Origin of the sequence: Haloterrigena alkaliphila (genome assembly GCF_017352155.2) — an archaeon.
GTDB lineage: Archaea > Halobacteriota > Halobacteria > Halobacteriales > Natrialbaceae > Haloterrigena > Haloterrigena alkaliphila.
On sequence record NZ_CP084319.1, the window covers coordinates 23,692 to 46,621 of the forward strand.

Below are 22,930 nucleotides of genomic sequence, written 5' to 3' on the forward strand. Positions count from 1 at the left end.
GCCGGACGATCGACGATATGATCGTCACGGATCGGGATCGATCGCCACCCTTCGGGCGGAACGTTCGTCAGCGACCAGCGATGTCCCGCGTTATTTTGGGATTCTCGAACCGGTATCGGAATGCTCGTCGAGCCGCTATTAGCGCCACGATACGGTAGCGAGACCCTCTCACTGTCCAGCAGCGTTTCTACGGGATGGCTTTGCCGCTAATCGAAACTTATCCATCGTGGGTCATCGTATCTATCTCCATGAGCAGATCAGATCGGACCACTACTACTCGCGACGTGAGAGTTCACCAGTTGGAGTTTTCCGTCGACTGGCCGCCGGGTCACGCGGCGGCGTACGTGATCCCGGGTGACGAGCCGATTCTCGTCGACGCGGGGACGCCCGGCGAGCGCGGCGCCGAAGAGTTACGCGCTGAACTGGGCGACCACGGGTACGATCCGTCGGACATCGAACACGTGGTGCTCACGCACGGTCACGCGGATCACGTCGGCCAGACGCCGACGCTGGTCGAGGCCGGGTCGCCGACTGTCTACGCGCCCCGACAGATTCGGGATCGATACGAGCGGGATATGGAAACGGTCGCCGAGCAGACGCGAACGAACCTGCTCGAGGCTGGCCTCGAGCCCGAATACCTCGATTCCGCCAGCGAACGCTTGCTTTCAGCTCGACGCACGGTACGCGAGTCGCTTCCAGCGGACGCGGTCGACGTCTGGATCGACGATGAGCCATTTACCGTCGGTACACGCGAAGTCGAACCGATCTATTCGCCGGGACACCACATCAGTCACTTCTGCTTTGGGACGACTCTCGACGGTGAGCGGGTCGTTTTTTCGGGCGATATGGCGATGGAACCGTTCCGTGCGCCGGCGCTGCTCGTCAACTTCGACGACGGTGTCGAAGACAGTGTCCGAACGTTTCGGGCGACGCTAGAGCGCCTCAAGACGTATCAGTTCGAGCGAGTATTCCCAGGTCACGGTCCGGTACATGATCGGTACCAGGAGTGTCTCGACCGATCTATCGCAGATCTGGAGTCCAAACTCGATCGGTGCCTCGAGCGGATCGAATCGGACCGAGCGACGGCCTTTCAGATCGCATCGGAGAGGGCGGGTACGAAACGCGGAATCAGTCGAATATTCGCGGAAACCGTCGGACTCGTCGGATACCTCGAGGATCGAGGTGACGTTCGGAGCGTACTCGAGGACGGGGTTCGATTCTATGAGCGAAACTGAACGGTTCGAGACAACTTCGAACACAGTCGACTGCCCGGGAGGCCGTACCGACTCGACGCTACCGCAGTCGCCCTATCGGGCGGTTCGGGACGTTCGTTCGGAACTTCGCGAGCCATAAGTCCCGAATGGGGATGTCATTTTATGATGTCTTGTGGGAAAGATAAGATATGCCCGGTTCCGAGACGGAAGTCCACGACCTGATCAGGAGTTCGGTCAGCGAACTTGCCGCTGATTACGACGCCGACTACTGGCGCGAACACGTCGACGAGAAACGCTTCCCTGAGTCATACTGGCAGGACCTCGCGGACAACGGCTGGCTCGGCGTCGCGATTGACGAGGAGTACGGCGGTGAAGGGATGGGAATGCAGGAGATGACAATCGTCATCGAGGAACTCTCGAGGGCCGGCGGGCAGGGCGGGATTATTTTCATTCTTACGCCCGTGTTCGACGGCATTAGCATTCAGCGACACGGGACGGAGGCCCAGAAGCGGGAGTTCCTCCCAGCGATCGTAAACGGAAACTGTCGCTTCTGTATGGGACTGACCGAACCGAACGCAGGAACGAACACGCTTTCGATAGAGACGACGGCCGAACGCGACGGCGACGAGTTCGTGATTGACGGCGAGAAAACGTTCATCAGTAGCGTCGAGAACGCGGACGAGATGCTACTCGTCGCGCGCACTTCGCCGTTGGACCCTGCAGACCCGACCCACGGCGGGACGCTCTTCCTCGTCTCCGACCCGGCCGATCAGGAGGCAATCTCACTATCGACGCTCGATACCGCGGTGCCGTGGTTCGAGCACCAGTACCAGGTCAACATCGACGGGTTGCGCGTCCACGAGGACGACGTCCTCGGCACCGAAGACGAGGGATTCAGGCTCATGTTCGATACGCTCAACACCGAGCGAATCGCCGGTGCGGCGAGCGCCCTCGGCGACGGACTCCGGGCCGTCGACCTCGCGGTCGAGTACGCTAACGATCACGACGTGTTCGGACAGCCGATCGGAGCCCACCAGTCGATCCAGCATCCGCTCGCCGAGAGCTACGCAAAACTCCTCGCTGCACGCCAGATCACTTACGAGGCCGCCGCGAAGTGGGATCGCGACGAGGACTGCGGGATGGAGACGAACGCGGCCAAACTCCTCACCAGCCAGTTCAGTACCGAGGCCGCGTCGAGAGCGATCCAGACTCACGGTGGCAACGGGTTCACGAAGGAATACGAGGTATACGAGCTCTGGCAGAACGCGCGCGTGACGGAGACCGTTCCCGTTTCGAACGAGATGGCGAAAAACTACATCGCGGAACACCACCTCGGCCTCCCTCGTTCGTACTAGCCGATCGGAGAGCGTTCGCTGCTGACGAACCACCGTGACACTCGCGATTTCCTGACAGTCGAAAAAGCTATACCAGATATCATATTACGTGGTATCATATGACATACAGGAGCGTATACGAGGCCGTATACGATCAGTACGAGACGGACATGAGCTGGGACGAACACGCTCACGTCGGCGACAGGGAGTCGCTCAATGTCGCGACCGAAGCGCTCGGTCGACACGCGTCGTCGTCCGAAACGGGTCTCCGGATTCGGGACTTCGAGACCGGCGAGACGCACGCCTATACGTTCACCGAACTCAACGCTGCAGCGAACCGCGTGAGCAATTACCTGGAGGCACACACCGACCGCGGCGATCGGATCGGTGCGATGCTTCCGACCCAGTTCGAACTGTACGCCGTCGTCTTCGGGACGATCAAAGCCGGGCGGATTTACCTCCCGCTCGCACCGATGTTCGGACCCGACGCGCTGAACTATCGACTCGAAGACTCGGGAGCGGCCGTCCTGTTCACGACGCCGGACGGACGCGAAACCGTCGACGAAACTCTCACGACGCTCGAACGCGTCGTCATCGTCGATGGCGGGGACGAAGAGGGGGTCGATAGTGGGGGCGACGTGACCGTCGACGACCACGACGCGGTCCGCGATCGATCCGCCGCCTTCGAAACCGTCGAGACGCACCCGAACGATCCATACACGCTGACGTACACGTCCGGAACTACCGGTCCGCCGAAGGGAGTCTTAAGCGCACACCGCGGGCCGATCGAACTCTACGCGTACACGGAGTACGTCGTCGATCTCCGTCCCGACGACGTCTATCTTGTCGCCGCGTCGCCGTCGTGGTCGTACGGCCTCAATATGGGCACGATTATGTCCGGAATCAGGGGAACGGCGATCGGTTGCTATCGTGGCCAGTTTGACCCTCACGCGTTCTTCGAGACGCTCGCGGAGTGGGATGTCGACAACGCCATGATCCCGCCGACGGCGCTGCGGCAGGCGCGGGCCGCCGGTATGGACCTCGACGCGTACGACGTCGACCTCCGCGTGTTGGTCTCGGCGGGCGAATCCCTCGATGAAGAGACCGTCGCCTGGTGCGAGGACGGACTGGGTGCCCCGCCGCAGGACGCCTACGGACTGACGGAAGCCGGCATGGCGATCTGTAACTTCGCGTTCGACGATTGGGAGGTGAAGCCCGGGAGCATGGGTAAGGTCACGCCGGGCGAAGCGGTAGCGCTGCTGGATGAAGAGGGCGACGAGGTCGAGCAGGGCGAGGTCGGTGAGATCGCGATCAAGCGCGACGAGGATGCACAGGGATCGTACTGGGGGCGACCCGAAGCGACGCTCGAGACGTTCACCGGTCCGTGGCTCCGGACCGGCGACCTCGCACGTCGGGACGAGGACGGCTACTACTGGTACGTCAGTCGTGCGGACGACGTCATCATCTCCGCCGGGTACCGTATCGGCCCCGCAGAAGTGGAAGAAACGTTGCTCGACCATCCCGCGGTCGAGGAGGCGGCGGTCGTCGGCGCGGAACACGAGATGCGGGGCGAAATTGTCAAAGCCTACGTTACCCTTGTCGAGAACCACGAACCCGACGACGAACTGGCCGACGAACTACAGGAATTCGCCCGTGACGAACTCTCGAAACACGAGTATCCCCGCGAGATCGAGTTCCTCGACGAACTCCCCAAGACTGCCAGCGGAAAGATCAAGCGGTCCGCCCTGAAGGGATAACCAGCCCGATTACCCAGCGGTTCGATCGCTTCGTACAGTTTGCGAGCGAGTCCGTCTTGGTCGGCTCGAGGTGAACGCTTCCGGGCGGCACGGTGGGACGCCGACGGACGACACTATTAATACGAGCGCAGTGATTGTCTTGTCACATCATGACACGGATCGGCCAGTACCACTTCTACGAACGGGACTGGGACAGTTACGAGCGGCTTCGCGACTCCTTCGAGTGGGAGGTCCCCGAGCAGTTCAACATGGCGGAGTACGTCTGCGATCGCTGGGCTCGTGAGCGCGGACGCGTCGCGTTCTTCGCCGATGATGAGTCGGGCGACAGCCGGACGCTCACGTTTCGAGACGTCCAACTCGACGCGAATCGCCTCGCGAACCACCTCTCGGAGGCAGGGGTCACCGCGGGCGATCGGATCGGGATCTGTCTCGGACAGCGGCCGGAGGCCGCTATCGCCCACATCGCGGCGTGGAAACTCGGCGCCGTCTCGGTGCCGCTCAGCACCCAGTTCGGGGATGATGCCCTCGCGTACCGACTCGACGACTGCCGCGCGACGGCCTGTATCGTCGGCGAGTCGAGCGTGGAGACCCTTCGATCGATCCGCGACGACCTCGAAGCGCTGGAAACGGTGCTGACCGTCGGGACCGACCCAGCTCCGACGGAGACCGCGTGGGATGCGGCCATGGGGCAGTCGTCGCGACGATTCGAGACGGCGGAGACGAACGCTGACGACGACGCGATCATCATCTACACGAGTGGGACGACGGGCGATCCCAAGGGCGTCCTTCACGCACATCAGTTGCTGTTCGGTAACCTGCCGGCGTTCGCCGAGGGTTTCCTCGAGGACGGAACGACCGACGGAACCGTGTTCTGGACCCCAGTCGAGTGGTCGTGGATCGGCTCGCTGTTCTCGCTTGTGATGCCGGCGCTGTACTACGGTCGACCCGTGGTCGCATACGACACCGACCGCTTCGACGCCGAATCAGCGTTCGAACTCCTCGAGCGGTACGAGGTGACGGACCTCGGGGCACCGCCAACTGCCCTCCGTATGATGATGCAGATCGATGATCCGGCGGAACGATACGATCTGAAGTCGGTTCGACGCGTTGGTGCAGGCGGTGAAGCGGTCGGTGAAAGCGTCGTCGACTGGGTTCGAGAGACGTTCGACGGCGTCACCGTCGAGGAACTCTACGGGCAGACCGAAGCGAACCTCCTCGTCGCCGACTGTCGCTCGCTGAAGCGACCGCGTTCGGGAACGATAGGGCTCGCAGTGCCCGGCCACGAGGTGGCGATCGTCGATCCGGAGACGGCCGAACCGATCGACGAACCGGGGGAGATCGGCGAGATAGCAGTTCGATACGAGGACAACCCGGTCTGCTTCGAGGAGTACTGGGAGAAACCGGAACTGACCGAGCGCAAGGTCCAAAACGGCTGGCTACTGACCGAGGACCTCGGATCGGTCGACGAGGACGGATTCTTCTCATTCGAGGGCCGCAAAGACGACGTGATCATCACGTCGGGCTATCGCGTGAGTCCCGAGGAACTCGAGGAGACGATTACGGGCCACGACGCGGTCGCCGATGTCGCCGTTATCGGCGTTCCGGACGAGGAGCGAGGGACGGTTCCGAAGGCGTTCGTCGTTGCCGTCGACGAGCGGCCGAGGACCGAGTTAAAGGAGACGCTTGGAACGCGCGTCAAGGACCGTTTGGCTCCCTACGAATACCCGCGAGAAATCGAATTCATAGACGATCTTCCGAAGACGTCTACCGGGAAGGTCCGCCGTCAGTCCCTCCGCGAGCGGGAGGGAATCGCGGACTCGTGACCCGCCGCTGTCGCCCGTAGCCGAGCGATTCCGGGTCCATCCCGGCTGTACGTGTGATCTCGACGTGTTTCTCCCCGTTCGCGGTCTCCGTCAGACGCGATGGGTCGAAGGCGTCCGGGACAGCGAGTTCAGAGAGTATCGTGTTCTCAGACGAGAGGCCGTTGCGTCCGCAGGACGGTTACGATCCGCGGTCGTTCACACACGCAGCCGTTGCGATGGGTCTGTGGTTGGTGAACCGGTCGCGTCGGGACACCGCGACCGTGGGCCATCACAGCGACAGATAAACGCCGAACCGACGGGATTCGCGCCGGGGATACGGCGATCGTTACGAGGGATGGATAGTGTATTATTGTGTTTGTTAACACACCACTATCCAATTTGCCTTCCAACCTATATCTCCGGTAATAACGAACTAAGGGTGTTATCTATTTGTCCGCCCGTGCTAGTGTGCTATGGATAATCAAACTATAATCGTGGTCGAGACAGCGTCCCAGGACCGGGGCCTTGTCGTCGCTTGCAGTCGCCTGGGAGACGGACAGCAAACGGCCGAGCACATACGGTGTCTACTATCGTCTGGTCGATCATCCCGATCGAGCGAATATGTAACGTAACGTAGGCAAAACCTATTACCATCTCGGGTGTTACGAATACACGTACCAATGAAAAACGCGGTAATTGTCGATGCAGTACGAACGCCGTTCGGTAAGCGAGGCGGATCGTTTCGCGATACTCACCCACAAGACCTCGCAGCAGAACCCCTGAAGGCACTCCGCGAGCGCAACGGATTCGAGCCCGAAACGATCGAAGACGTCATCTACGGCTGCGTGACGCCGGTCGACGAACAGGGGCTCAATATCGCTAGACTCGCACCGATGGTCGCCGGCTGGGGAGATATCGTACCGGGCGTCCAGCTCAATCGGATGTGCGGATCGGGCCAGCAGGCGTCTAACTTCGCCGCGGCAAACGTCATGGCCGGCCAGCACGACGTCCTCGTCGCCGGCGGTGTCGAGCACATGACCCGTGTCCCGATGGGATCGGACGGTGCCGATGGGGCAGACAGCAGCGACAGTCTCACCGACACCTACTTCGAACACTTTGACGAGGTGACCCACCAGGGTGAAGGCGCCGAGCGGATCGCCGAGGAGTACGGGTTCAGCCGCGAGCAACTCGACGAGCTTGCGGTCGACTCCCAGCGCCGCTGGGGCGAGGCCTGGGACGAGGGGCGTTACGACGACCAGATCGTTCCCGTGGAGACGGAACTTGACGGCGAAGAAGTCGTCGTGGAACAGGATGAACACCCGCGCCCCGGAACCGACCTCGAGACCCTCTCCGAACTGCCGCTGTCGTTCCGTGAGGAAGGCGAGGGCCGCCATCATCCCGGCAACTCCTCGGGAATCGTCGACGGCTCCGCTGCACTGCTGATCGCCAGCGAGGAGGCCGCTGAGGAACACGGCTGGGATCCGATGGCCCGGATCGTCCAGACGGAAGTCGTCGGCGTCGACCCGATCACGATGCTGAAGGGACCGATCCCCGCGACCGAGGGCGTCCTCGAGAAGGCCGACATGACGGTCGGCGACATCGATCTGTTCGAAGTCAACGAGGCGTTCGCCTCGGTTGTCGCGGCGTGGCTTGAGGAGACCGGTGCATCGTGGGAGGACGTCAACGTCAACGGTGGAGCGATCGCCCACGGTCACCCGCTGGGCGCGACCGGGGCGATGCTCATGACGAAGTTGGCTCACGAACTTGAGCGCACTGGTCAGGACACTGCGCTCTCGACGATGTGTATCGGCTTCGGGCAGGGGATCGCGACGATCCTCGAGCGCGTCTAACGGAGAAGGTAACCCTCGATGACCGTCAGCGGTTGTTTGACGGTCACCGACCCACTATCTGTCGAGCGTCAGAAACTATTACTGGCTGCGTGTGAACCACTCGCATGACCGGTGGCAAGTACGATTGTCGCGCCTCGGCTGGTCAACGAACGGGTCGGCGCTGTCGACGAGGTGCTCTCCGTCACTCTCGAGACGGACGAGGGCGTCGACTGGCACACGGAAATGATGACCGAAGAAGCACAGAGACAGCGGAAGAAGAGAAAAGCTGCCCGCAAAGAGGAGTACTTCGACGATACAACCGAGGAAGCCAGCGCTAACGATTGACGAGAGCGGTGGAGTTGTAGAGTGATTCTCCCACCGCAATGACTGTCATTCGAGTCACCCCCGCGTTCGGAGTACGGTAACGGAGTGCTGTATATTCACATCGAAATAACTCGTGGGACGCTACCGCCTTCGTACCGGGCTCGCTCGATTCCGACGACTGATTCCATTGCGATCGATCGAACGACGTTCCGAACTGAGCGACCTGCGCTACCGGTTCAGATGTAGCCGGCGTCGACCTTCAGCGCCCGACCGGTCACGTACGATGCGTCTTCGCTAGCGAGGAAGGCGACGCAGGACGCGACCTCGTCAGGATCAGCCCACCGTCCGAGTGCCGTCTGCTGACGCATCATCTCTTGTTCCTCCTCGGAGTACCACTCGTCGGTCATCGCCGTCTCGATCAGCCCCGGGCAGACGGCGTTGATTCGAACGTCGTACTGTGCGAGTTCGCCCGCGACGGATCGCGTGAAGTGGAGCACGGCTGCCTTCGTGAGTGCGTAGCTCGTGATCGGTGCTGGCTTCCAACCGGCCATCGAGGACGTGTTGACGATGACTCCGCCATCGTCCTCCTCGAAGATTGGGAGCGCGGCGTGACAGCCGTTCCAGACGCCCTTGAGGTTCACGTCGATCAATCGGTCCCTGTGTTCCCGGGTCGTTTCGCGGAAGGATCGTTCTTCGCCGATACCGGCGTTGTTGAACAGGATATCCAGCCCGTCGTGATCTTCGGCGACGGCGATCAGACACTCCTCGAACCGATCGTAATCGCTGACGTCGAGCGGTCGGAATTCGGCCGTTCCGCCGACCGATTCCGCCTCCTCGATCCGTTCGGCGGTCGCTTCGCCGCCCTCCTCGTCTACGTCTGTGACGACGACGTCGACTCCTTCCTCAGCCAGTCGGTATGCCGTTGCGCGGCCGATCCCGGAGGCACCGCCAGTGATGACTGCAGTCTTGTCTCGTAGCCCTCGCATGAATTTCGATAACGCGGTCGGTTCATAAGAAAGTATCCACGAACGCCGATCCGCTCCTGGTTCGTCCACCGAACGCCACTCTCGAGGAGTACCACCCGATAGTCGTGGCATTTTATTCCTGGGTTGGGGTAGTTTTATGCCGAACACTGAGGGACTCATAGACGTGGGACCGAATGACACGAAACATTAGCGTCGACGACGAGACAGCGAGGCGCTTCCTCGAGGAGATGCTTCGCATCGACGTCTTCGAGGAGGAGACGAAGGACCGATTCGGCGAAGGTGAGATTCCGGGATTCGTTCACCTCAGCGGGGGACACGAGGGATCGCATGTCGGGATGGGCGCCGCAATGCGAGACGAAGACTGGTTGGCCGTCGGCGGTGCTCGACTTATCGGACAGTACATCGCGAAGGGGGTTCCGCTCCCGGAGATCATGGCGGAGCTCTACGGACGCGTCGACGGATCGAACAAGGGTCACGGTGGCCAGATGCACGTCTCGGACGTCGATCGGAAACTGTACGGGCACGCGGCGACCATCGGCTCCGGCCAGAACCCCGCCGTCGGACTCGCGTTGGCTGAGGAGATGAAGGGGACCGACAACGTGGCCGTGACGACCATCGGCGACGGCGGGACGAGCCGCGGCTCGTTCCACACGGCGCTCGTCTTCGCCGCGTACTGGGACCTGCCGGTGGTCTTCGTGATCGAGAACAATCAGTGGGCGATATCGACGCCGTCCGAGTCGCTTCCGCCAGACAGCCTCTCGGACTACGGGATCCCGCACAACATGCCGACCGAGAGCATCGACGGGAGCGACGTGGAAGAAGTGTACCGCGCGGTCTCCGACGCTATCGAACGCGCCCGCAACGGCGAGGGTCCGTCGGTCATCGAGAGCCGCGTCGTTCGGCTGGTGCCCCACTTCGAGGGCGACAAGGAGACCTATCGCGATGAGGAGGAGTACGAACGGCTCAAAGAGGAGAAAGATCCGATCGAAAACTACCGCGAGCGGCTGATCGAGAACGACGTTGTCACCGAGGCCGAAATCGAAGATATGATCGCTAACATCGAAACGGAGGTTGAAGAGGCCGTCGAGTTCGCTCGCGAGAGTCCGGAACCGGAACCGGAAGCGGCCTACGAACATGTCTACCGAATGCCCCTCTACGGGCAGGGTGAGTGACGATGGCGAGAGAAATCACGTACGTGGAGGCGATCGCGGAAGCGCTCGACGAGGAACTGTCGCGGGACGACGACGTCATTCTGTTTGGGGAGGACGTCGAGGAGTTCGGCGGCAACTTCGGTGAGACGGAGGGACTGTACGAGAAACACGGTCGCGATCGGGTGCGGAACACGCCGCTGTCCGAAATCGGGATCGCTGGCATGGCGCTCGGTGCCGCCGTCGGGGGCGTCCGTCCCGTTGCGGAGTTGCAGTTCGCGGATTTCGCGGCAACGGCCGGCGACGAGGTCTTCAATCAGATCCCGAAACAGCCCTACGTCAGTGGCGGTCAGATTGAGGCACCGCTCACCATTTTCGCCCCGTCCGGCGCCGGGATCGGAGCGGGCGCACAGCACTCCCAGTCCGTCCACTCTTGGCTCGGAAACGTTCCGGGGTGGGTCGTCGTCACCGCAACGACGCCGTACGATGCGAAGGGGCTATTCAAGAGCGCCATCAGGGATGATAACCCCGTTTTCTTCCTCCCGCACAAAATGCTGAGCGAGACGAAAGGCGAGGTTCCTGACGAGGAGTACACGCTCCCGCTCGGGGAAGCCGCGGTTGAGGAGGAAGGCGAGGACGTCACCGTCGTGGCGACCCAGCTCATGTTCCACCGCGCGAAGGAAGCCGCCGCCGAGGTTGATGCCGACGTCGAAATTGTCAACCCACGCACGTTCGCGCCGCTCGACACCGAGACGATCGCCGAGAGCGTCCGGAAGACCGGGCGGCTGGTGGTCGTCGACGAGACCGTCGAACGATACGGAACGCAGGGACATATCGCGAACGAGATCGTTGAGAACGACTTCTTCAGTCTCGACGCGCCACCGAAGACCATCGGCGTGAAGGACGTCCCGATCCCCCTCAGTCCGCCCCTCGAACAGGAGGTCCTCCCCTCTGCCGATCGAATCGCGGACGGAATCGAGTCGCTCTTCTAACGGCGTTCGGCGAGGATCGCACCGCGCGATCCCCGCGGTCGGTTCGGCGGCTTGCGATCACTCGTCGAGCACACGCTCGGCGAACGTGCGGGCGTGACCCGGCACGTCCCGAGTCGGAAAGCCGTGATACACGGCATCGACGCCGCGATCCGCGAGCGACGCGATCCGGTCACGACAGCGCTCGGGCGGACCGGCGATCGCGAAGCGGTCGCCCAGGTACCGCTTGAGATCGTCCGAGAGCGACCGGGCGGGAGCCGCGTCCGACTGGCCGTGCTCGGCCATGTCGTGTCTGTCGACCAGTCGCTCGAGTTCCAGACGCAGATCCGGCGGTGCGTCGTCGGTAGAGACGCTGAAGTTGTGATACGCGATGGGCTCCAAGATGTCGAGCAGTTCGTCGACGGCCTCGGCGGTCGTCTCGGCGACGCACGTCGGGGCGAGCGCGGTGACCGTCACATCGTCGATCGAGCGGCCGGCATCGGCACAGCCCGCGGCGATCCGTTCGAAGGCGGCGTCAACCGCCTCGGGGTCGGTCCCGCCGCCGAAGATGACGCCGTCGCCCACTTCGCCGGCCATCCGTAGCGTCTTCGGACCTTCGGCCGCGACGTGGACTGCCGTCGGTGGCTCACCGGCCTCGAGGGCGAACGGTTCGCCATCGAATTCGACCATTTCGCCGTCGAACAGCGCGCGAATGTCCGTTACGGAATCGGCCAGTTCCGTGACGCCAGCGGGCGTCTTTCCGATAGAGTAGACGGCGCTGTCGCCGGCGCCGATGGCGAGCGTCGTTCGCCCGTCCGAAATTTCGTTGACCGACGCGATTGCGTTCGCCGTCACGGTCGGATGACGAGTGATGGGGTTGGTCACGCCGGTCGAAAGTTCGATCCGGTCGGTCGCCTCTGCGCACTGCGCCAGCGTCACATACGGATCCGTGTATAGCCGGTGGGAATCGGTGATCCAGAGCTTCTCGTACGGACTGTCGTCGACGTACTTCACGAACGATACGGCAGCGGAGACGCTTTCGGGGAATAATCCCACACCGTGATTCATGCTACCCTGTAGCACCGAATGGCATAAAACGGCTGGGGCGAACGGTCGGTCCCTCGACCGCGTTCTCGAACGCGGAGGCATTGGGCGACTCTGTCGTACGGACCCGCACCAGCGGTAGAATCGGGTTGGTGAGATTTTAAATAGATGGGTGAACCATGGTAGCAAACATGGTAGAGGTAGTGCGAATTCCGAAGCTCGGGCTCAGTGACTACGGCGACCTCGTCTCCTGGGAGGTTGAGACGGACGAGCGCGTCGACGCAGGCGACGTCGTCGCCGTCCTCGAGTCGGACAAAGCCAGCGCCGAGATCGAAGCGCCAACGGACGGCGTCCTGCTCGAGCAGTACGTCGAGGAGGGAGAAGAGATCGCTATCGAGGTGGGGAAACCCCTCGCGGTGATCGGTGAGGAGGGCGAGTCAGTTCCCTCGCTCTCGGAACTCGAGGACGACAGCGATACCAAAACGGGGTCCGAGAGCGGTGACGAATCGGCGAGCGCGGCAGACTCAGAATCCGCCGACGGTGCGACGGCCGATGGGGGTGCGGCGACCGTCGACGTCAAAGCGACGCCGCGCGCGAAGCGCCGCGCCAACAAAGAGGAGATCGAACTCGCGGGCATCGAGGGGACCGGACCCCAGGGTGCGATCACTGAGGACGATATCGAAGACCACCTCGAACGAAGCGAGGGCGAATCGACGACGGATGGCGCGGACGAGGGGACTGACGGCGATGAGTCCGATACCGATGCTGCATCCGCGACGGACGTCAAGGCGACGCCGCGCGCGAAGCGCCGCGCCGAGCAGGACGGTGTCGACCTGACGCGAGTCGAGGGGACGGGACCGCAGGGAGCGATCACCGAAGATGACGTTACGGAGTTCGCGAGCAGTGACGGAAGCGATACCGCCGGACCGCCGACGACCGCGAGCGACGAGACGACCGCCGACGGACTCACCGTCACGGAGTCGCGCGAACTCACCGGCGCTCGAAAGACGATCGCACAGCGTCTGAGCGAGAGCGCTCGAGAGAAGCCCCACGTCATGGGAACCCGCGACATCGGGATCGAACGCCTCGAAGAGGTCAGGGATCGACTCGAGGAGAAGGGCGTCGATGTCTCCCTGAACGATCTGATTCTCCACTTCGTCGGTCGGACGCTCGAGGATCTCCCCGAGTTCAACGCCCACTTCGAAGACGGCGAACATCGTCTCATCGACGAGGTCAACGTGGGATACGCAGTCGACAGCGAGAGGGGACTCATGGTGCCGGTGATCGACGACGTTCCGGGCCGCGACCTCGAAGAACTGGCCGACGAACGACGGCGACTCGTCGAGTCGGTTCTGGAGAACGAACACTCGTCGTCGGACCTGCAGGGTGGCACCTTCACCGTCACCAACGTCGGCGTCTTCGACATGGACGTCTCCTACTCGATCATCAACCCGCCTGAGGTCGCGATCCTCGCGCTCGGCCGTCGCAAGCCGATCCCCGTCGAGCGTGACGGCGAGGTCGCGTTCGAGCGCGCGATCACGTTCAGCCTCACGATCGATCATCGCGTCCTTGACGGCGCGGACTCCGGCGCGTTTCTCGAACGTCTCGCCGAGTATCTCGAGTATCCCGGTCGCGCGTTCGACGCCGTGTGATGATCGCGGAACACAGCTGCAGTTAGTAGGACGCTCCCTCAGGGAGCGAGGGCCGTGTCCGCGAGGACGCGGTCGTGAAACCGCTCTGTCTCCGTCCGCCGGTCGGGCGGAAACAGGCACATGACGTGATCGACGCCGAGTTCCTCGAGCGCCCACAGACGCTCTCGACACGCCGGGGGCGGTCCCGCGACCGCGAAGCGATCGCCGAGGTATTCCCAAACTTCGTCGTTAATCTCGTCCAGTGCGTCGGCTTCCTCGTCGCCGTGCTCCTGCATGTCATGGGCGTCGACGAGCGCCCGGAGGTCCGCCTGCACGTCGTTCGGCGCTTCCTCGACGGAGAAGCTGAAGTTGTGGTAGGCGATCGGTTCGATGACCGGCTTCAGCTTCTCGACCGCGTCGGCCCGGCTCTCGGCCACGCAGGTCGGCGTGAGCGTCACGATATCGAGCTCGTCGAGCGACCGTCCGGCGTGCTCGGCTCCTCGGCGGACGTTCGCCAGTCCCAGCTCCGCGACTGTCTCGGGGTTCGGACCACCTCCGAAGATGACGCCGTCGGCGACCTCACCGGCCGCTCGCAGCGTCTTCGGCCCTTCGGCGGCCACGTAGACGTCGACGTCGCGCTGTCGTGACTCGAGCTGGAACGGCTCTCCGCCGAGCGTGACCTCTTCCCCGCGAAGCAGACGCCGCATTTTCTCGGCGCTCTCTGCTAGCTCGTCGACGGAAGCCGGTCGTTTGCCGACCGAGTAGACTGCACTGTCGCCGGCTCCGACACCGAGTACTGCTCGGCCCTCGGAGAATTGGTCGAGGGAGGCAACGGCGTTAGCCGTCACCGACGGGTGTCGACTCTTCGGATTCGTAATGCCGGGCGCGAGCGTAAGCTCATCGGTGACCGTCGCACACGCCGTGAGCGTGACGTACAGATCGGTGTAGAGTTGCTGGGAGTCGATGGCCCAGAGGGCGTTCCAGCCCCACCGCTCTAGGGACCGGGCGTACTCGGTCGCGTCGTCGATCGAATCGGTGGCGACGAACCCGCCGAACTTCATGAGTCGTCGGCCGGATCATAGCCGTAGACCTCGCGGGCGCGTTCTTCCGTGATCAGGCCCTTCTCGACGTCCGCAGCGACGCGATCGGGGTCACGGTCCTCCGGATCGCCGAACCCGCCGGGTGTCGCGGAGACGAGCGTGAGCGTCTCGCCGGGCTCGAGCGTTCCGGGACCGTTCGGTGGAACCTCCTTGTTCTCGTCCGAGGAGTTCGTCGTCGCCCGTTTCCCCGACCGGCCCCCGCGGAAGCCCGAGGGGTCGCGGTCGGTACGACCGGACGTGAGCGCGAAGTAGACGGGGTGATCAGTCGGGTTGTGGTACGACGTCCGCATCGCCGGTCCGGAGCGGTGTTCGCCGGCGCCCTCCGTGTCGGGGACCAGTGCGGTCTCCTCCCAGCGGATGGGACTGTACCGCTCGAATATTTCGATCGGGGTGTTCTGTCCGTTGTACGGGAAGTAGACGCCCGGAATGCCGTCCTTGGTGGCGCTGGGGGGCATCCCCCCGGCCGTCCCGCCGACGGCGATGAACTCCTCGCCGTTCTCGTCGGCACCCGAGAAGGGTGCGAGCTGGATCCCCGCCATCTCCGAGAGCGCCGATTCGGGGACGACCTGTCCCAGCGCCCGGATGAGCGCGTCCTCCGCCCGCGAGTAGGTAAGGTGACGTCCCATTGTCGCCTTCGGTCGATCGCAGTTGAGGATCGATCCCTCGGGCGCAGTCACCTCGATCGGTCGGAAGAATCCCTCGGCGTTGGGCAGGTCCGGAACGAGCATGCACTTCACGATGTATTCGGTAATCGTGACGATGTTTCCAAACGGACAGTTGATCCCGCCGTCGACCTGCGCCGACGTCCCGTCGAAGTCGACCTCGAGTGCGTCGCCGTCGATCGTCGCGGCAACCCGTATCTCGAGGTCGTGGTCGGCGATGGTGAACTCGATCGAGTCCTCGTAGGTGCCGTCCGGGAGGTCGGCGAGTCGCTCGCGGAGCGCACGCTCGGTGCGATCGACGATCTCGTCGGCGACGCGGTCGAACGTGTCCGCGCCTCGTTCGTCGACGATTTCGCGAACGCGTTCCTCGCCGACCGTGTTCCCCGACCGCAGCGCCTCGAGGTCGCCCATCGCCTGATGCGGGATCCGGACGTTGCTCCGGATGACGTCGTCGATCGCGTCGTTTCGCTCGCCGGCCTCGTAGAGCTTCGTTGGCGGAATCAGAATTCCCTCCTCGTAGACTTGCTCCGCGTCGGTCGACCAGCCGCCGCGGTTCCCGCCTACGTCATCGGTGTGACCGAGGCTCCCTACGATCGCGACGAGGTCGTCGTCGTGGAAGACGGGGTTCAGCACGACCACGTCCGAGAGGTGGCCGCCGCCGATCCAGGGATCGTTCGTGATTATCGTGTCACCTGGTTCCAGCGTCTCCGGCGGGAAGTGATCCTCGAGGATTAACCTCGTCGTCCGAGAGAGTGCCCCCGAGAGAACGGGGACGGACTGGTCGGAGAGTCCGATCGCGTCGCCGTCGGCGGTCATCACCGCCGTTGAGGCGTCTGCCGCCTCCCTGATGGAGAAGGAGTACGCCAGCCGTTCGGTCGCGTCGTACATCTCGTCGGCGGTCGCCTGGAGTCGGTTCCACAGGACCTGTGTCTCCAACCCCGCCGAATCGGTCGTCTCGGTGTTATCTGTCTCGGTCATAGTTCGATGGTGATGTCGTAGTCGTCTGCCACGGTCAGCGTCGAGTCCGGGTCGGCGACGACCGTCGTTTGGTCGGCCTCGACGACGACGGGACCGTCCACCGTCCGGCCCGCATCGAGGCCGTCCCAGTGGTAGACGTCGGTCGCGACGGTCCCGTAGTCGGGACCGAAGTAGACGTCGCGGCTGTCAGGTTCGGCGCTCCCGCCTTCGGGAGCGGTGAGCTGTGCTGTTTCGCCGGTTCCTGCCTCCTCTCTGAGTTCGAGTCGGTAGGTGAGCACCTCGACGGGGAACTCCAGCGTTTCGCGGTTGAACGTCTCTCGATAGGTGCGCTCGAACGCCTCCAGGGCGACATCAGGAGTCACGTCGCCGATATCGCAGTCCTCGAGGGGGACCTTGATCTCGTGGCCCTGATCGACGTGGCGCATGTCGAGGCTGAGAGATGCCTCGGTCGCGTCGGGATCGATGCCGGCCCGCTCGAGGACGGACGCGGCCTCCTCGCGCAGCGACTCGAACTGTTGTCGGAAGTCCTCGGCCGTGAGCGACGCGAGAACAGCCTGGCTCGTCGAGTTGGCCTCGTACATGCGCGGTGCTTCGGTGAGGCCGATCGATGAGCCGACGCCCGCACCGTACGGGCAGACGACCTCGTCGATGCCAAGCTTTCGGGCGACGCGGAACGCGTGCGAGGGACCAGCCCCGCCGAGGGCCGTCATCGAGAGCCCGCGAGTGTCGATCCCACGGGAGGCAGCGTAGCGGCGGAACGCCGTGGCCATGTTTTCGTTTACCACTTCGAATACCCGCCACGCGGCCTCGGTGACCGAAACCTCGAGTGGGTCCGCGAGCTCTTCGGCGAAGACGGTCTCGGTTTTCTCCGCGGCTAGGTCCATACGGCCGCCGTAGAAGTTCTCGGGGTTGAGGTAGCCGAGCAGGAGCGACGCGTCCGTCACCGTCGGCTCCTCGCCGCCTTGATTGTAACAGATGGGGCCGGGATCGGATCCGGCGGACTCGGGGCCGACCTCGACGAGTCCGACGTCGTTCACCGAGGCGATCGAGCCGCCGCCTGCGCCGATCTCGGTGAGGTCGATCAGCGGCGAGATGAGGTCGTAGCCGCTGCCCTCCTTGAACCGGTGGACCCGAGCGACGTCGGCGGCGTACTTCATCCGGATGTCGCCGTCTTCGACGATCGATCCCTTCGCGGTGGTGCCGCCCATGTCGAACGAGAACACGTCGTCGTTCCCGTGTTTCTCACCGAAGATGCGCGATGCGAGGACGCCCGCTGCCGGACCGGACTCGACGAGGCGAACCGGCTCAGCCTTCGCCGTCCGCACGTCGACGACGCCGCCGGACGACGTCATCATGTACACTTCACCTGCGAATCCCTCAGACTGCAACTCCGACTGGAGGTAGCTGAGGTAGTCCGCCACCACCGGCGCGACGTACGCATTGATGACTGTCGTCGAGGTTCGCTCGTACTCCCTGATGACCGGAACGACGTCGGCGGATAGCGAGACGTTCAGATCGGGATACTCATCGTCGATGACTTCCGCCACGGCTCGCTCGTGGACGTCGGACTCGTAGGAGTGCAATAGCGAGACCGCTATCGAGTCGATGTCGTGATCCTCGACCAGCGTTCCTACCCGCTCGCGTACCTCCTCGCGGTCGAGCGGTTCGACGACCTCGCCGTCGTCGTCCAGCCGTTCGTTCAACTCGAGGCGACGCTGCCGGGGGACCAGCGGATCGGGGTACTCCATCTCCCAATCGAACATGTCGTAGCGCGACCCGCGACGGAGCTGGAGCGTGTCGCGGATCCCGGCGGTCGTGAGCAGTCCCGTCGTCGCCCCCGTGCCCTCGATGAGCGTGTTCGAGACCAGCGTCGTACCGTGGATGACGCTGTCAATATCGTCGAACGAGACGCCGTTCTCGTCGAGTATTCGACTGGCGCCGGTTAGGGCGCCCTCGGCCGGGTTCGCCGGCGTCGTCGGCTCCTTGTCGACGGTGACATCGCCCGACCGCTGATCGACCAGCGTGAAGTCGGTGAACGTCCCGCCGATATCTATGCCAAGTGTGTGCATATATCGTCCGTTAGGGGCGTCCACGGACGGTCCGATATATGTTGTGGTCTGGTAACAGGATTCAACTGGGCGGTCGAGGCAACGCTATCGGGATTTTCGGGCATCCAGGCGAGGAATGCTGACGGCCGAGTTACGCGTCGGAGTTGCGCGCTCGCGTCGATCGAGATCAGAGCCGGTCGCCTTCGATTATTTCGAGGAGGTCCTCGATCAGTCCCGGAATCGGATACTGGAACCAGGCGTTGCGGACATCGTCGCTCGACCCTGTCTTGTACTGGTGGGCGCCCCAACAGCAGATCGTCAGCATAACGAACGCGGAGAAGGCCTGCCAGTATCGGACGCGCTCCCGATCGACAGTCCGTCCCGTCCGGCGTTCGTACTCGTCGTAGAACCACTCCCGCTCGAGCAGCGAACAGGCGAGTTCGGGTCGTTCGATCGGCTCGACGAGTTTTCCAGCGAAGTATCGGGTGCTCGCGTAGCCGAGATCGAACAGCGGATCGCCAACGCGGGCGAACTCCCAGTCGAGGAGTCCAGTGATTTCGTCACCGTCGACGAGAGCGTTACCAATCCGGAAGTCACCGTGAATCAGCGTCGTCTCCGGGACCGTCGGTTCGTTCGCGCGGAACCAGCGGATCGCCTCCTCGACCGCCGGCTCCCGTTTCAGCTCGGCAGTCCGGTAGAGCTCCTCCCAGCGGTCGATCTCGCGTGAGACCACCTCGTCGGCCGGTACGTCCTCGATCCCCGGGACCGCCGCACCGTCGATCGAGTGCACTCCCGCTGCGGCGTCGACAAACTGGTCGGGGAGCTTGCGGTCTGAGGAATCCCACGCATCGTACAATTCCTGTCGATCCCGCGGATCCCACGTGATCGGCGGTTCACCCTCGAGGTGGTCCATGACGAAGAGTCCGCGATCGAACGGGCCGCCGTCCGCGTCAAACCAGCGAACCCGCGGCACAGGGACAGGGGCGTCCTGGGCTGCCGCCACCGTTTCGTATTCCGTCTCGATGTCGTTCCCGGGCAGGGCCGCATTGTCGGCGTCGTGCTGGAGTTCGTTCTCGGCCCGCAGGACCAGTCGATCGGACTGGTCGTCGCCGTTCTCGCGGTAGTGGGCCGTGAACGATACCGTGTCTCGGGACCACCCCTCGGTGTGTGCGACGACGTCGTCGACGGACACCGGTCCGTCTGTGAACGACCCTGAGAGGTACTCTTCGAGAGCGTCGGAGGAAAACTCAGTCATTCCTCACCCTCTCGACCGAGGAGATGCAGCTGTCGGTCAACGCGCGTTCGCAGGAAGTCGTACATCGGTCGACGGGCGAGTGCGGCCCGCTCCCCGTCGAGTTCCCGATCGATCGCGGTCAGTACGTCGTCGGCGGCGGGCAGGAGCGTTTCCTCGAGGGTTCGTGTCGGTTCGTCCGCGCCGGCAACGTCGTCGCGGGCACCGTCGACCGCAGTGCGTACCGCAGTCGAATCGATCTCGTTCCGCTCGAGGACCGCCTCGAGTTCGTCCAGACACTCGTCAAGGGCACGACGTTGGTCACGAACGGCCGTCTCCCGTCCGTCGATCTCCCCTGCGAGGAACTGGAGCGTCGACGCCATCGAACCGACCTGGGCGTGGACGAACTCGTCGACGCCATCGTCGACAGCGGGTCGGATTTCCTCGCGGGTGAACGTGGCGAATCGGTCCAGTATGAGCTCCGGATCGAGGTATGGCATACCGTGGTATATTACGCGACCGTTACAAATAACTGCGGGTTGGCTCCGTCTCGCTACCCGAGGTAGCCGAAGAGGTGGCCGGCGACGTTGCGTTTCTGGATTTCCTCCGAGCCCTCGGTGATCCGGTAGCGCCGATGGTGCCGGTAGATGTGTTCGAATGGTTCGTGGCGGGTATACCCCTTCCCGCCGTGGACCTGCATCGCCCTGTCGGCGGCGTCGCAGGCCAGTAGGTTCGCACGGTAGTTCGCCATCGATACCTTATCGCTGACGCTCTGTTGACTGTCCTCGTCCAGTTGCCACGCCGTCTTGTAGACGAGGTTTCGCACCATCTCGGCTTCCGTGTGCAGGTCGGCCAGCGGGAACTGGATTCCCTGTCGCTTTGAGAGCGGTTCGTCCCATGTGTGGCGCTCCTTCGCGTACTCGACGGCCCGGTCGACGCAGTACTGGGCCGCCCCGACGCTCGAGGCGGCCTGCCTGATGCGGCCCTCGTGGACGAAGTACGACGCCTGCTGGAGCCCTTTCCCCTCCTCACCTAGGATCGCGTCCTCGGGGACGCGGACGTCGTCGAGGGTCACCTCGGCGTGGTCCGTAGGCATGTTGAACGTCCAGTGGAAGTAGTCGACCTCTAGCCCGTCCGTATCCGTCGGGACCCAGAACGCCGTGATGCCCTCGTGATCGCCGTCGTCGCCGTCGGTGCGAGCGAAGACGACATCGTAGTCAGCGGTGTGCATCCCGCTGTTGTACCGCTTTGCTCCGTTGATCACCCACTCGTCGCCGTCCCTCTCGGCGGTCGTATCCATGTGCGTCGCGTCGCTACCGTGCTCCGGTTCTGTCAGGCCGAACGCTGCGGTCGTCTCGCCGGTGATTAAGTCCTCGAGGTGGCGCTCCTTCCGCTCCTCGCTACCGAACTCGATTAGCAGTTCGGGCACGTTGAAGTTCCCGACCACGGCCGCCTCCTGCTGCAAGACATTGTGGAGGCCGATCCCCTTCCTCGCGAGGTGTTCTCGGATCACCGCCATCCCGAGGTTGCTCCCGTCTCGCCCGCCGTACTCCTCCGGGAGCATGTACCGGTACAGTCCCGCCTCATCGGCGCGACGGCGCATCTCCTCGAGTAGCGCCTCCCACTCGGCCGTCGGCGTGCCATCCTCCCAGTTTGTGCGCGCGTCCTCGCGGCGGTGATCGAAGAATCGTTCGTGCTCTTGCTGGAGCGGTTCGATTTCGTCTTCGATGAACGCGTCTATCTCGTCGAGCAACTGCTGGAGCTGCTCCGGGATCCGGAAGTCCATACGTAGTGACATTCCGACGTGATACATTAGCGTTCGGGTGAGTGCTGAGGTCGCGTTCGTCTCCGAACGCGTGGAATGGAGACAGCAGAAAATTGCGTACCGACCCTACAGGGTCCTGACGAGCCAAACCGTTAATATCCGTGCCGATGACCGCCGACCATGTCCGGATTCGTGAGATCGGAAGACGAAATCGAAGCGATTCAGGAGCGAATGGCGGAGAACAGATTTTACGACGCGACGCAGGTAGCGATCCAGTTCCGTACTCGAGAGTCGATAGTCGACCGCATCCTCCCGCCCGGTTTGGAGCCGACCGAGGAGCCGGTGGTACGGGTCGACGTCGTCGACGTCGGACGCAGTAACTGCGTCGGCTCGTTCCTCGGGGCTGGCGTCTACGTGCGGGCTCATCACGACGGTCACGTCGGCGAGTACTGTCTTACAATGCCGATGTCGACCGAAGCCGCGATCACGTGGGGACGGGAGCTGTTCGGCGAACCGAAGAAAAAGGCCACCATCTCGCTCGAGCGGAGCGGAAACGAGGTGAGAGGACGGGTGTCCCGGAGCGGCGAGTCGCTCATCGAGATAGACGCAACCATGGAAACGGAACACCAGCCCGATCCGAACCCGCAGACGATCTACCACTACAAATCGCTCCCTGACGCAACCGGGCGGGGGTTCCAGTTCGATCCGACGCTGGTCCGCGTCACGCTAGACACCGACCTTCACGCGTACGAATCCGGATCTGGCTCGCTTTCGCTGGGAACGGGTCCCGACAATCCCCTCGGCGAACTCGAGATCGAGGAGATTCTGGGAGCGGCGTACACCGAAGCGAACCTCCACTCGAGGCAGGAGAACGTGACCACCGTCGACCCCGAATCGTTCCTTCCGTACGCCTACGGGACCGGGCGCACCAATAACTGGCTCGAGTTGGATACTCTGTCCGACGCCCCTGACCGATGAAAGCCGCCGTCAGTTCGCATCTCTTTCATTCGTACGTCCGAACCGGGTTCTGAGCCCAATTCGGAGAGCACCGACGAGTCGGTCGGGCGTTACGGTCTCGGCGAGGCGAACGCTTTTCACGCCGCATTCTG

Annotated in this window: 18 protein-coding genes; 10 read left to right on the plus strand and 8 right to left on the minus strand. The window is 63.2% G+C overall.

Annotated features, from left to right (window positions below; genetic code table 11):
* Positions 1–194: 194 nt before the first annotated feature.
* From J0X25_RS37760 to J0X25_RS37785, 6 genes are all read left to right on the plus strand, one after another.
* Positions 195–1,235 carry an MBL fold metallo-hydrolase gene (locus J0X25_RS37760; RefSeq protein ID WP_226777184.1) on the plus strand — a complete coding sequence of 347 codons (1,041 nt, stop codon included), beginning with the start codon at positions 195–197 and terminating at the stop codon, positions 1,233–1,235.
* 167 nt (positions 1,236–1,402) lie between these two features.
* Positions 1,403–2,569: an acyl-CoA dehydrogenase family protein gene (locus J0X25_RS37765; protein WP_226777185.1), complete on the plus strand. Its 1,167-nt coding sequence runs from the start codon at positions 1,403–1,405 to the stop codon at positions 2,567–2,569.
* Positions 2,570–2,667: 98 nt separating this feature from the next.
* Entirely contained in the window at positions 2,668–4,305 is a 1,638-nt protein-coding gene (locus J0X25_RS37770) for an acetate--CoA ligase (RefSeq protein ID WP_226777186.1), read from the plus strand.
* Between the two features lie 149 nt (positions 4,306–4,454).
* The gene (locus J0X25_RS37775) at positions 4,455–6,128 is read left to right on the plus strand and encodes an acetate--CoA ligase (protein WP_226777187.1); all 1,674 of its coding nucleotides are present in this window, start codon (positions 4,455–4,457) and stop codon (positions 6,126–6,128) included.
* A gap of 659 nt (positions 6,129–6,787) precedes the next feature.
* On the plus strand, positions 6,788–7,957 hold the full coding sequence (locus J0X25_RS37780; RefSeq protein ID WP_226777188.1) for a thiolase family protein: 1,170 nt from the start codon (positions 6,788–6,790) through the stop codon (positions 7,955–7,957).
* Between the two features lie 111 nt (positions 7,958–8,068).
* The gene (locus tag J0X25_RS37785; protein ID WP_226777189.1) at positions 8,069–8,281 is read left to right on the plus strand and encodes a hypothetical protein; all 213 of its coding nucleotides are present in this window, start codon (positions 8,069–8,071) and stop codon (positions 8,279–8,281) included.
* A 215-nt stretch (positions 8,282–8,496) separates the two neighbouring features.
* Here J0X25_RS37785 and J0X25_RS37790 read toward each other — a convergent pair whose 3' ends face one another.
* Complete coding sequence (locus J0X25_RS37790; RefSeq protein WP_226777190.1) at positions 8,497–9,246, minus strand: SDR family NAD(P)-dependent oxidoreductase; 750 nt, start codon at positions 9,244–9,246, stop codon at positions 8,497–8,499.
* A 173-nt stretch (positions 9,247–9,419) separates the two neighbouring features.
* On the opposite strand from J0X25_RS37790, the gene J0X25_RS37795 reads away from it, so the two are divergent.
* A complete protein-coding gene (locus tag J0X25_RS37795; protein WP_226777191.1) occupies positions 9,420–10,418 on the plus strand; it encodes a thiamine pyrophosphate-dependent dehydrogenase E1 component subunit alpha in 999 nt (332 codons plus the stop codon).
* Between the two features lie 2 nt (positions 10,419–10,420).
* Positions 10,421–11,386 carry an alpha-ketoacid dehydrogenase subunit beta gene (locus J0X25_RS37800; RefSeq protein WP_226777193.1) on the plus strand — a complete coding sequence of 322 codons (966 nt, stop codon included), beginning with the start codon at positions 10,421–10,423 and terminating at the stop codon, positions 11,384–11,386.
* A gap of 57 nt (positions 11,387–11,443) precedes the next feature.
* On the opposite strand, the gene J0X25_RS37805 is transcribed toward J0X25_RS37800, so the two are convergent.
* The gene (locus J0X25_RS37805) at positions 11,444–12,430 is read right to left on the minus strand and encodes an LLM class flavin-dependent oxidoreductase (RefSeq protein ID WP_226777195.1); all 987 of its coding nucleotides are present in this window, start codon (positions 12,428–12,430) and stop codon (positions 11,444–11,446) included.
* A gap of 167 nt (positions 12,431–12,597) precedes the next feature.
* Here J0X25_RS37805 and J0X25_RS37810 point away from each other — a divergent pair, with 167 nt between their 5' ends.
* Positions 12,598–14,058, plus strand: a complete 1,461-nt coding sequence (locus tag J0X25_RS37810) for a 2-oxo acid dehydrogenase subunit E2 (RefSeq protein WP_226777196.1) — start codon at positions 12,598–12,600, stop codon at positions 14,056–14,058.
* 38 nt (positions 14,059–14,096) lie between these two features.
* Here the strand turns inward: J0X25_RS37810 and J0X25_RS37815 are convergent, their stop codons facing one another.
* The 6 genes from J0X25_RS37815 to J0X25_RS37840 form a co-directional block, all read right to left on the minus strand.
* On the minus strand, positions 14,097–15,098 hold the full coding sequence (locus J0X25_RS37815) for an LLM class flavin-dependent oxidoreductase (protein ID WP_226777198.1): 1,002 nt from the start codon (positions 15,096–15,098) through the stop codon (positions 14,097–14,099).
* Positions 15,095–16,777 (minus strand): hydantoinase B/oxoprolinase family protein, encoded by a 1,683-nt coding sequence (locus J0X25_RS37820; RefSeq protein WP_226777199.1) that lies wholly within the window; start codon positions 16,775–16,777, stop codon positions 15,095–15,097. The genes J0X25_RS37815 and J0X25_RS37820 overlap by 4 nt, the downstream gene beginning before the upstream one ends.
* Positions 16,774–18,846, minus strand: a complete 2,073-nt coding sequence (locus J0X25_RS37825; protein WP_226777201.1) for a hydantoinase/oxoprolinase family protein — start codon at positions 18,844–18,846, stop codon at positions 16,774–16,776. Before J0X25_RS37825 ends, J0X25_RS37820 begins: the two co-directional genes overlap by 4 nt.
* 166 nt (positions 18,847–19,012) lie before the next feature.
* Complete coding sequence (locus J0X25_RS37830; protein WP_226777202.1) at positions 19,013–20,080, minus strand: phosphotransferase family protein; 1,068 nt, start codon at positions 20,078–20,080, stop codon at positions 19,013–19,015.
* Positions 20,077–20,556 (minus strand): hypothetical protein, encoded by a 480-nt coding sequence (locus J0X25_RS37835; RefSeq protein WP_226777203.1) that lies wholly within the window; start codon positions 20,554–20,556, stop codon positions 20,077–20,079. The genes J0X25_RS37830 and J0X25_RS37835 overlap by 4 nt, the downstream gene beginning before the upstream one ends.
* Positions 20,557–20,609: 53 nt before the next feature.
* Positions 20,610–21,842, minus strand: a complete 1,233-nt coding sequence (locus J0X25_RS37840) for an acyl-CoA dehydrogenase family protein (RefSeq protein WP_226777204.1) — start codon at positions 21,840–21,842, stop codon at positions 20,610–20,612.
* A gap of 159 nt (positions 21,843–22,001) precedes the next feature.
* Here J0X25_RS37840 and J0X25_RS37845 point away from each other — a divergent pair, with 159 nt between their 5' ends.
* On the plus strand, positions 22,002–22,799 hold the full coding sequence (locus J0X25_RS37845) for an acetoacetate decarboxylase family protein (protein ID WP_226777205.1): 798 nt from the start codon (positions 22,002–22,004) through the stop codon (positions 22,797–22,799).
* Positions 22,800–22,930 lie beyond the last annotated feature (131 nt).

Bases quoted from the DNA above. Each gene is read 5' to 3' on its own strand.
- J0X25_RS37760 (WP_226777184.1), top strand. From the start codon at position 195: ATGGCTTTGCCGCTAATCGAAACTTATCCATCGTGGGTCATCGTATCT.
- J0X25_RS37765 (WP_226777185.1), top strand. From the start codon at position 1,403: ATGCCCGGTTCCGAGACGGAAGTCCACGACCTGATCAGGAGTTCGGTC.
- J0X25_RS37790 (WP_226777190.1), bottom strand. From the start codon at position 9,246: ATGCGAGGGCTACGAGACAAGACTGCAGTCATCACTGGCGGTGCCTCC.
- J0X25_RS37840 (WP_226777204.1), bottom strand. From the start codon at position 21,842: ATGGACTTCCGGATCCCGGAGCAGCTCCAGCAGTTGCTCGACGAGATA.
- J0X25_RS37825 (WP_226777201.1), bottom strand. From the start codon at position 18,846: ATGCACACACTTGGCATAGATATCGGCGGGACGTTCACCGACTTCACG.
- J0X25_RS37775 (WP_226777187.1), top strand. From the start codon at position 4,455: ATGACACGGATCGGCCAGTACCACTTCTACGAACGGGACTGGGACAGT.
- J0X25_RS37810 (WP_226777196.1), top strand. From the start codon at position 12,598: ATGGTAGAGGTAGTGCGAATTCCGAAGCTCGGGCTCAGTGACTACGGC.
- J0X25_RS37800 (WP_226777193.1), top strand. From the start codon at position 10,421: ATGGCGAGAGAAATCACGTACGTGGAGGCGATCGCGGAAGCGCTCGAC.
- J0X25_RS37820 (WP_226777199.1), bottom strand. From the start codon at position 16,777: ATGACCGAGACAGATAACACCGAGACGACCGATTCGGCGGGGTTGGAG.
- J0X25_RS37835 (WP_226777203.1), bottom strand. From the start codon at position 20,556: ATGCCATACCTCGATCCGGAGCTCATACTGGACCGATTCGCCACGTTC.
- J0X25_RS37780 (WP_226777188.1), top strand. From the start codon at position 6,788: ATGAAAAACGCGGTAATTGTCGATGCAGTACGAACGCCGTTCGGTAAG.
- J0X25_RS37830 (WP_226777202.1), bottom strand. From the start codon at position 20,080: ATGACTGAGTTTTCCTCCGACGCTCTCGAAGAGTACCTCTCAGGGTCG.
- J0X25_RS37770 (WP_226777186.1), top strand. From the start codon at position 2,668: ATGACATACAGGAGCGTATACGAGGCCGTATACGATCAGTACGAGACG.
- J0X25_RS37815 (WP_226777198.1), bottom strand. From the start codon at position 15,098: ATGAAGTTCGGCGGGTTCGTCGCCACCGATTCGATCGACGACGCGACC.
- J0X25_RS37845 (WP_226777205.1), top strand. From the start codon at position 22,002: ATGTCCGGATTCGTGAGATCGGAAGACGAAATCGAAGCGATTCAGGAG.
- J0X25_RS37795 (WP_226777191.1), top strand. From the start codon at position 9,420: ATGACACGAAACATTAGCGTCGACGACGAGACAGCGAGGCGCTTCCTC.
- J0X25_RS37805 (WP_226777195.1), bottom strand. From the start codon at position 12,430: ATGAATCACGGTGTGGGATTATTCCCCGAAAGCGTCTCCGCTGCCGTA.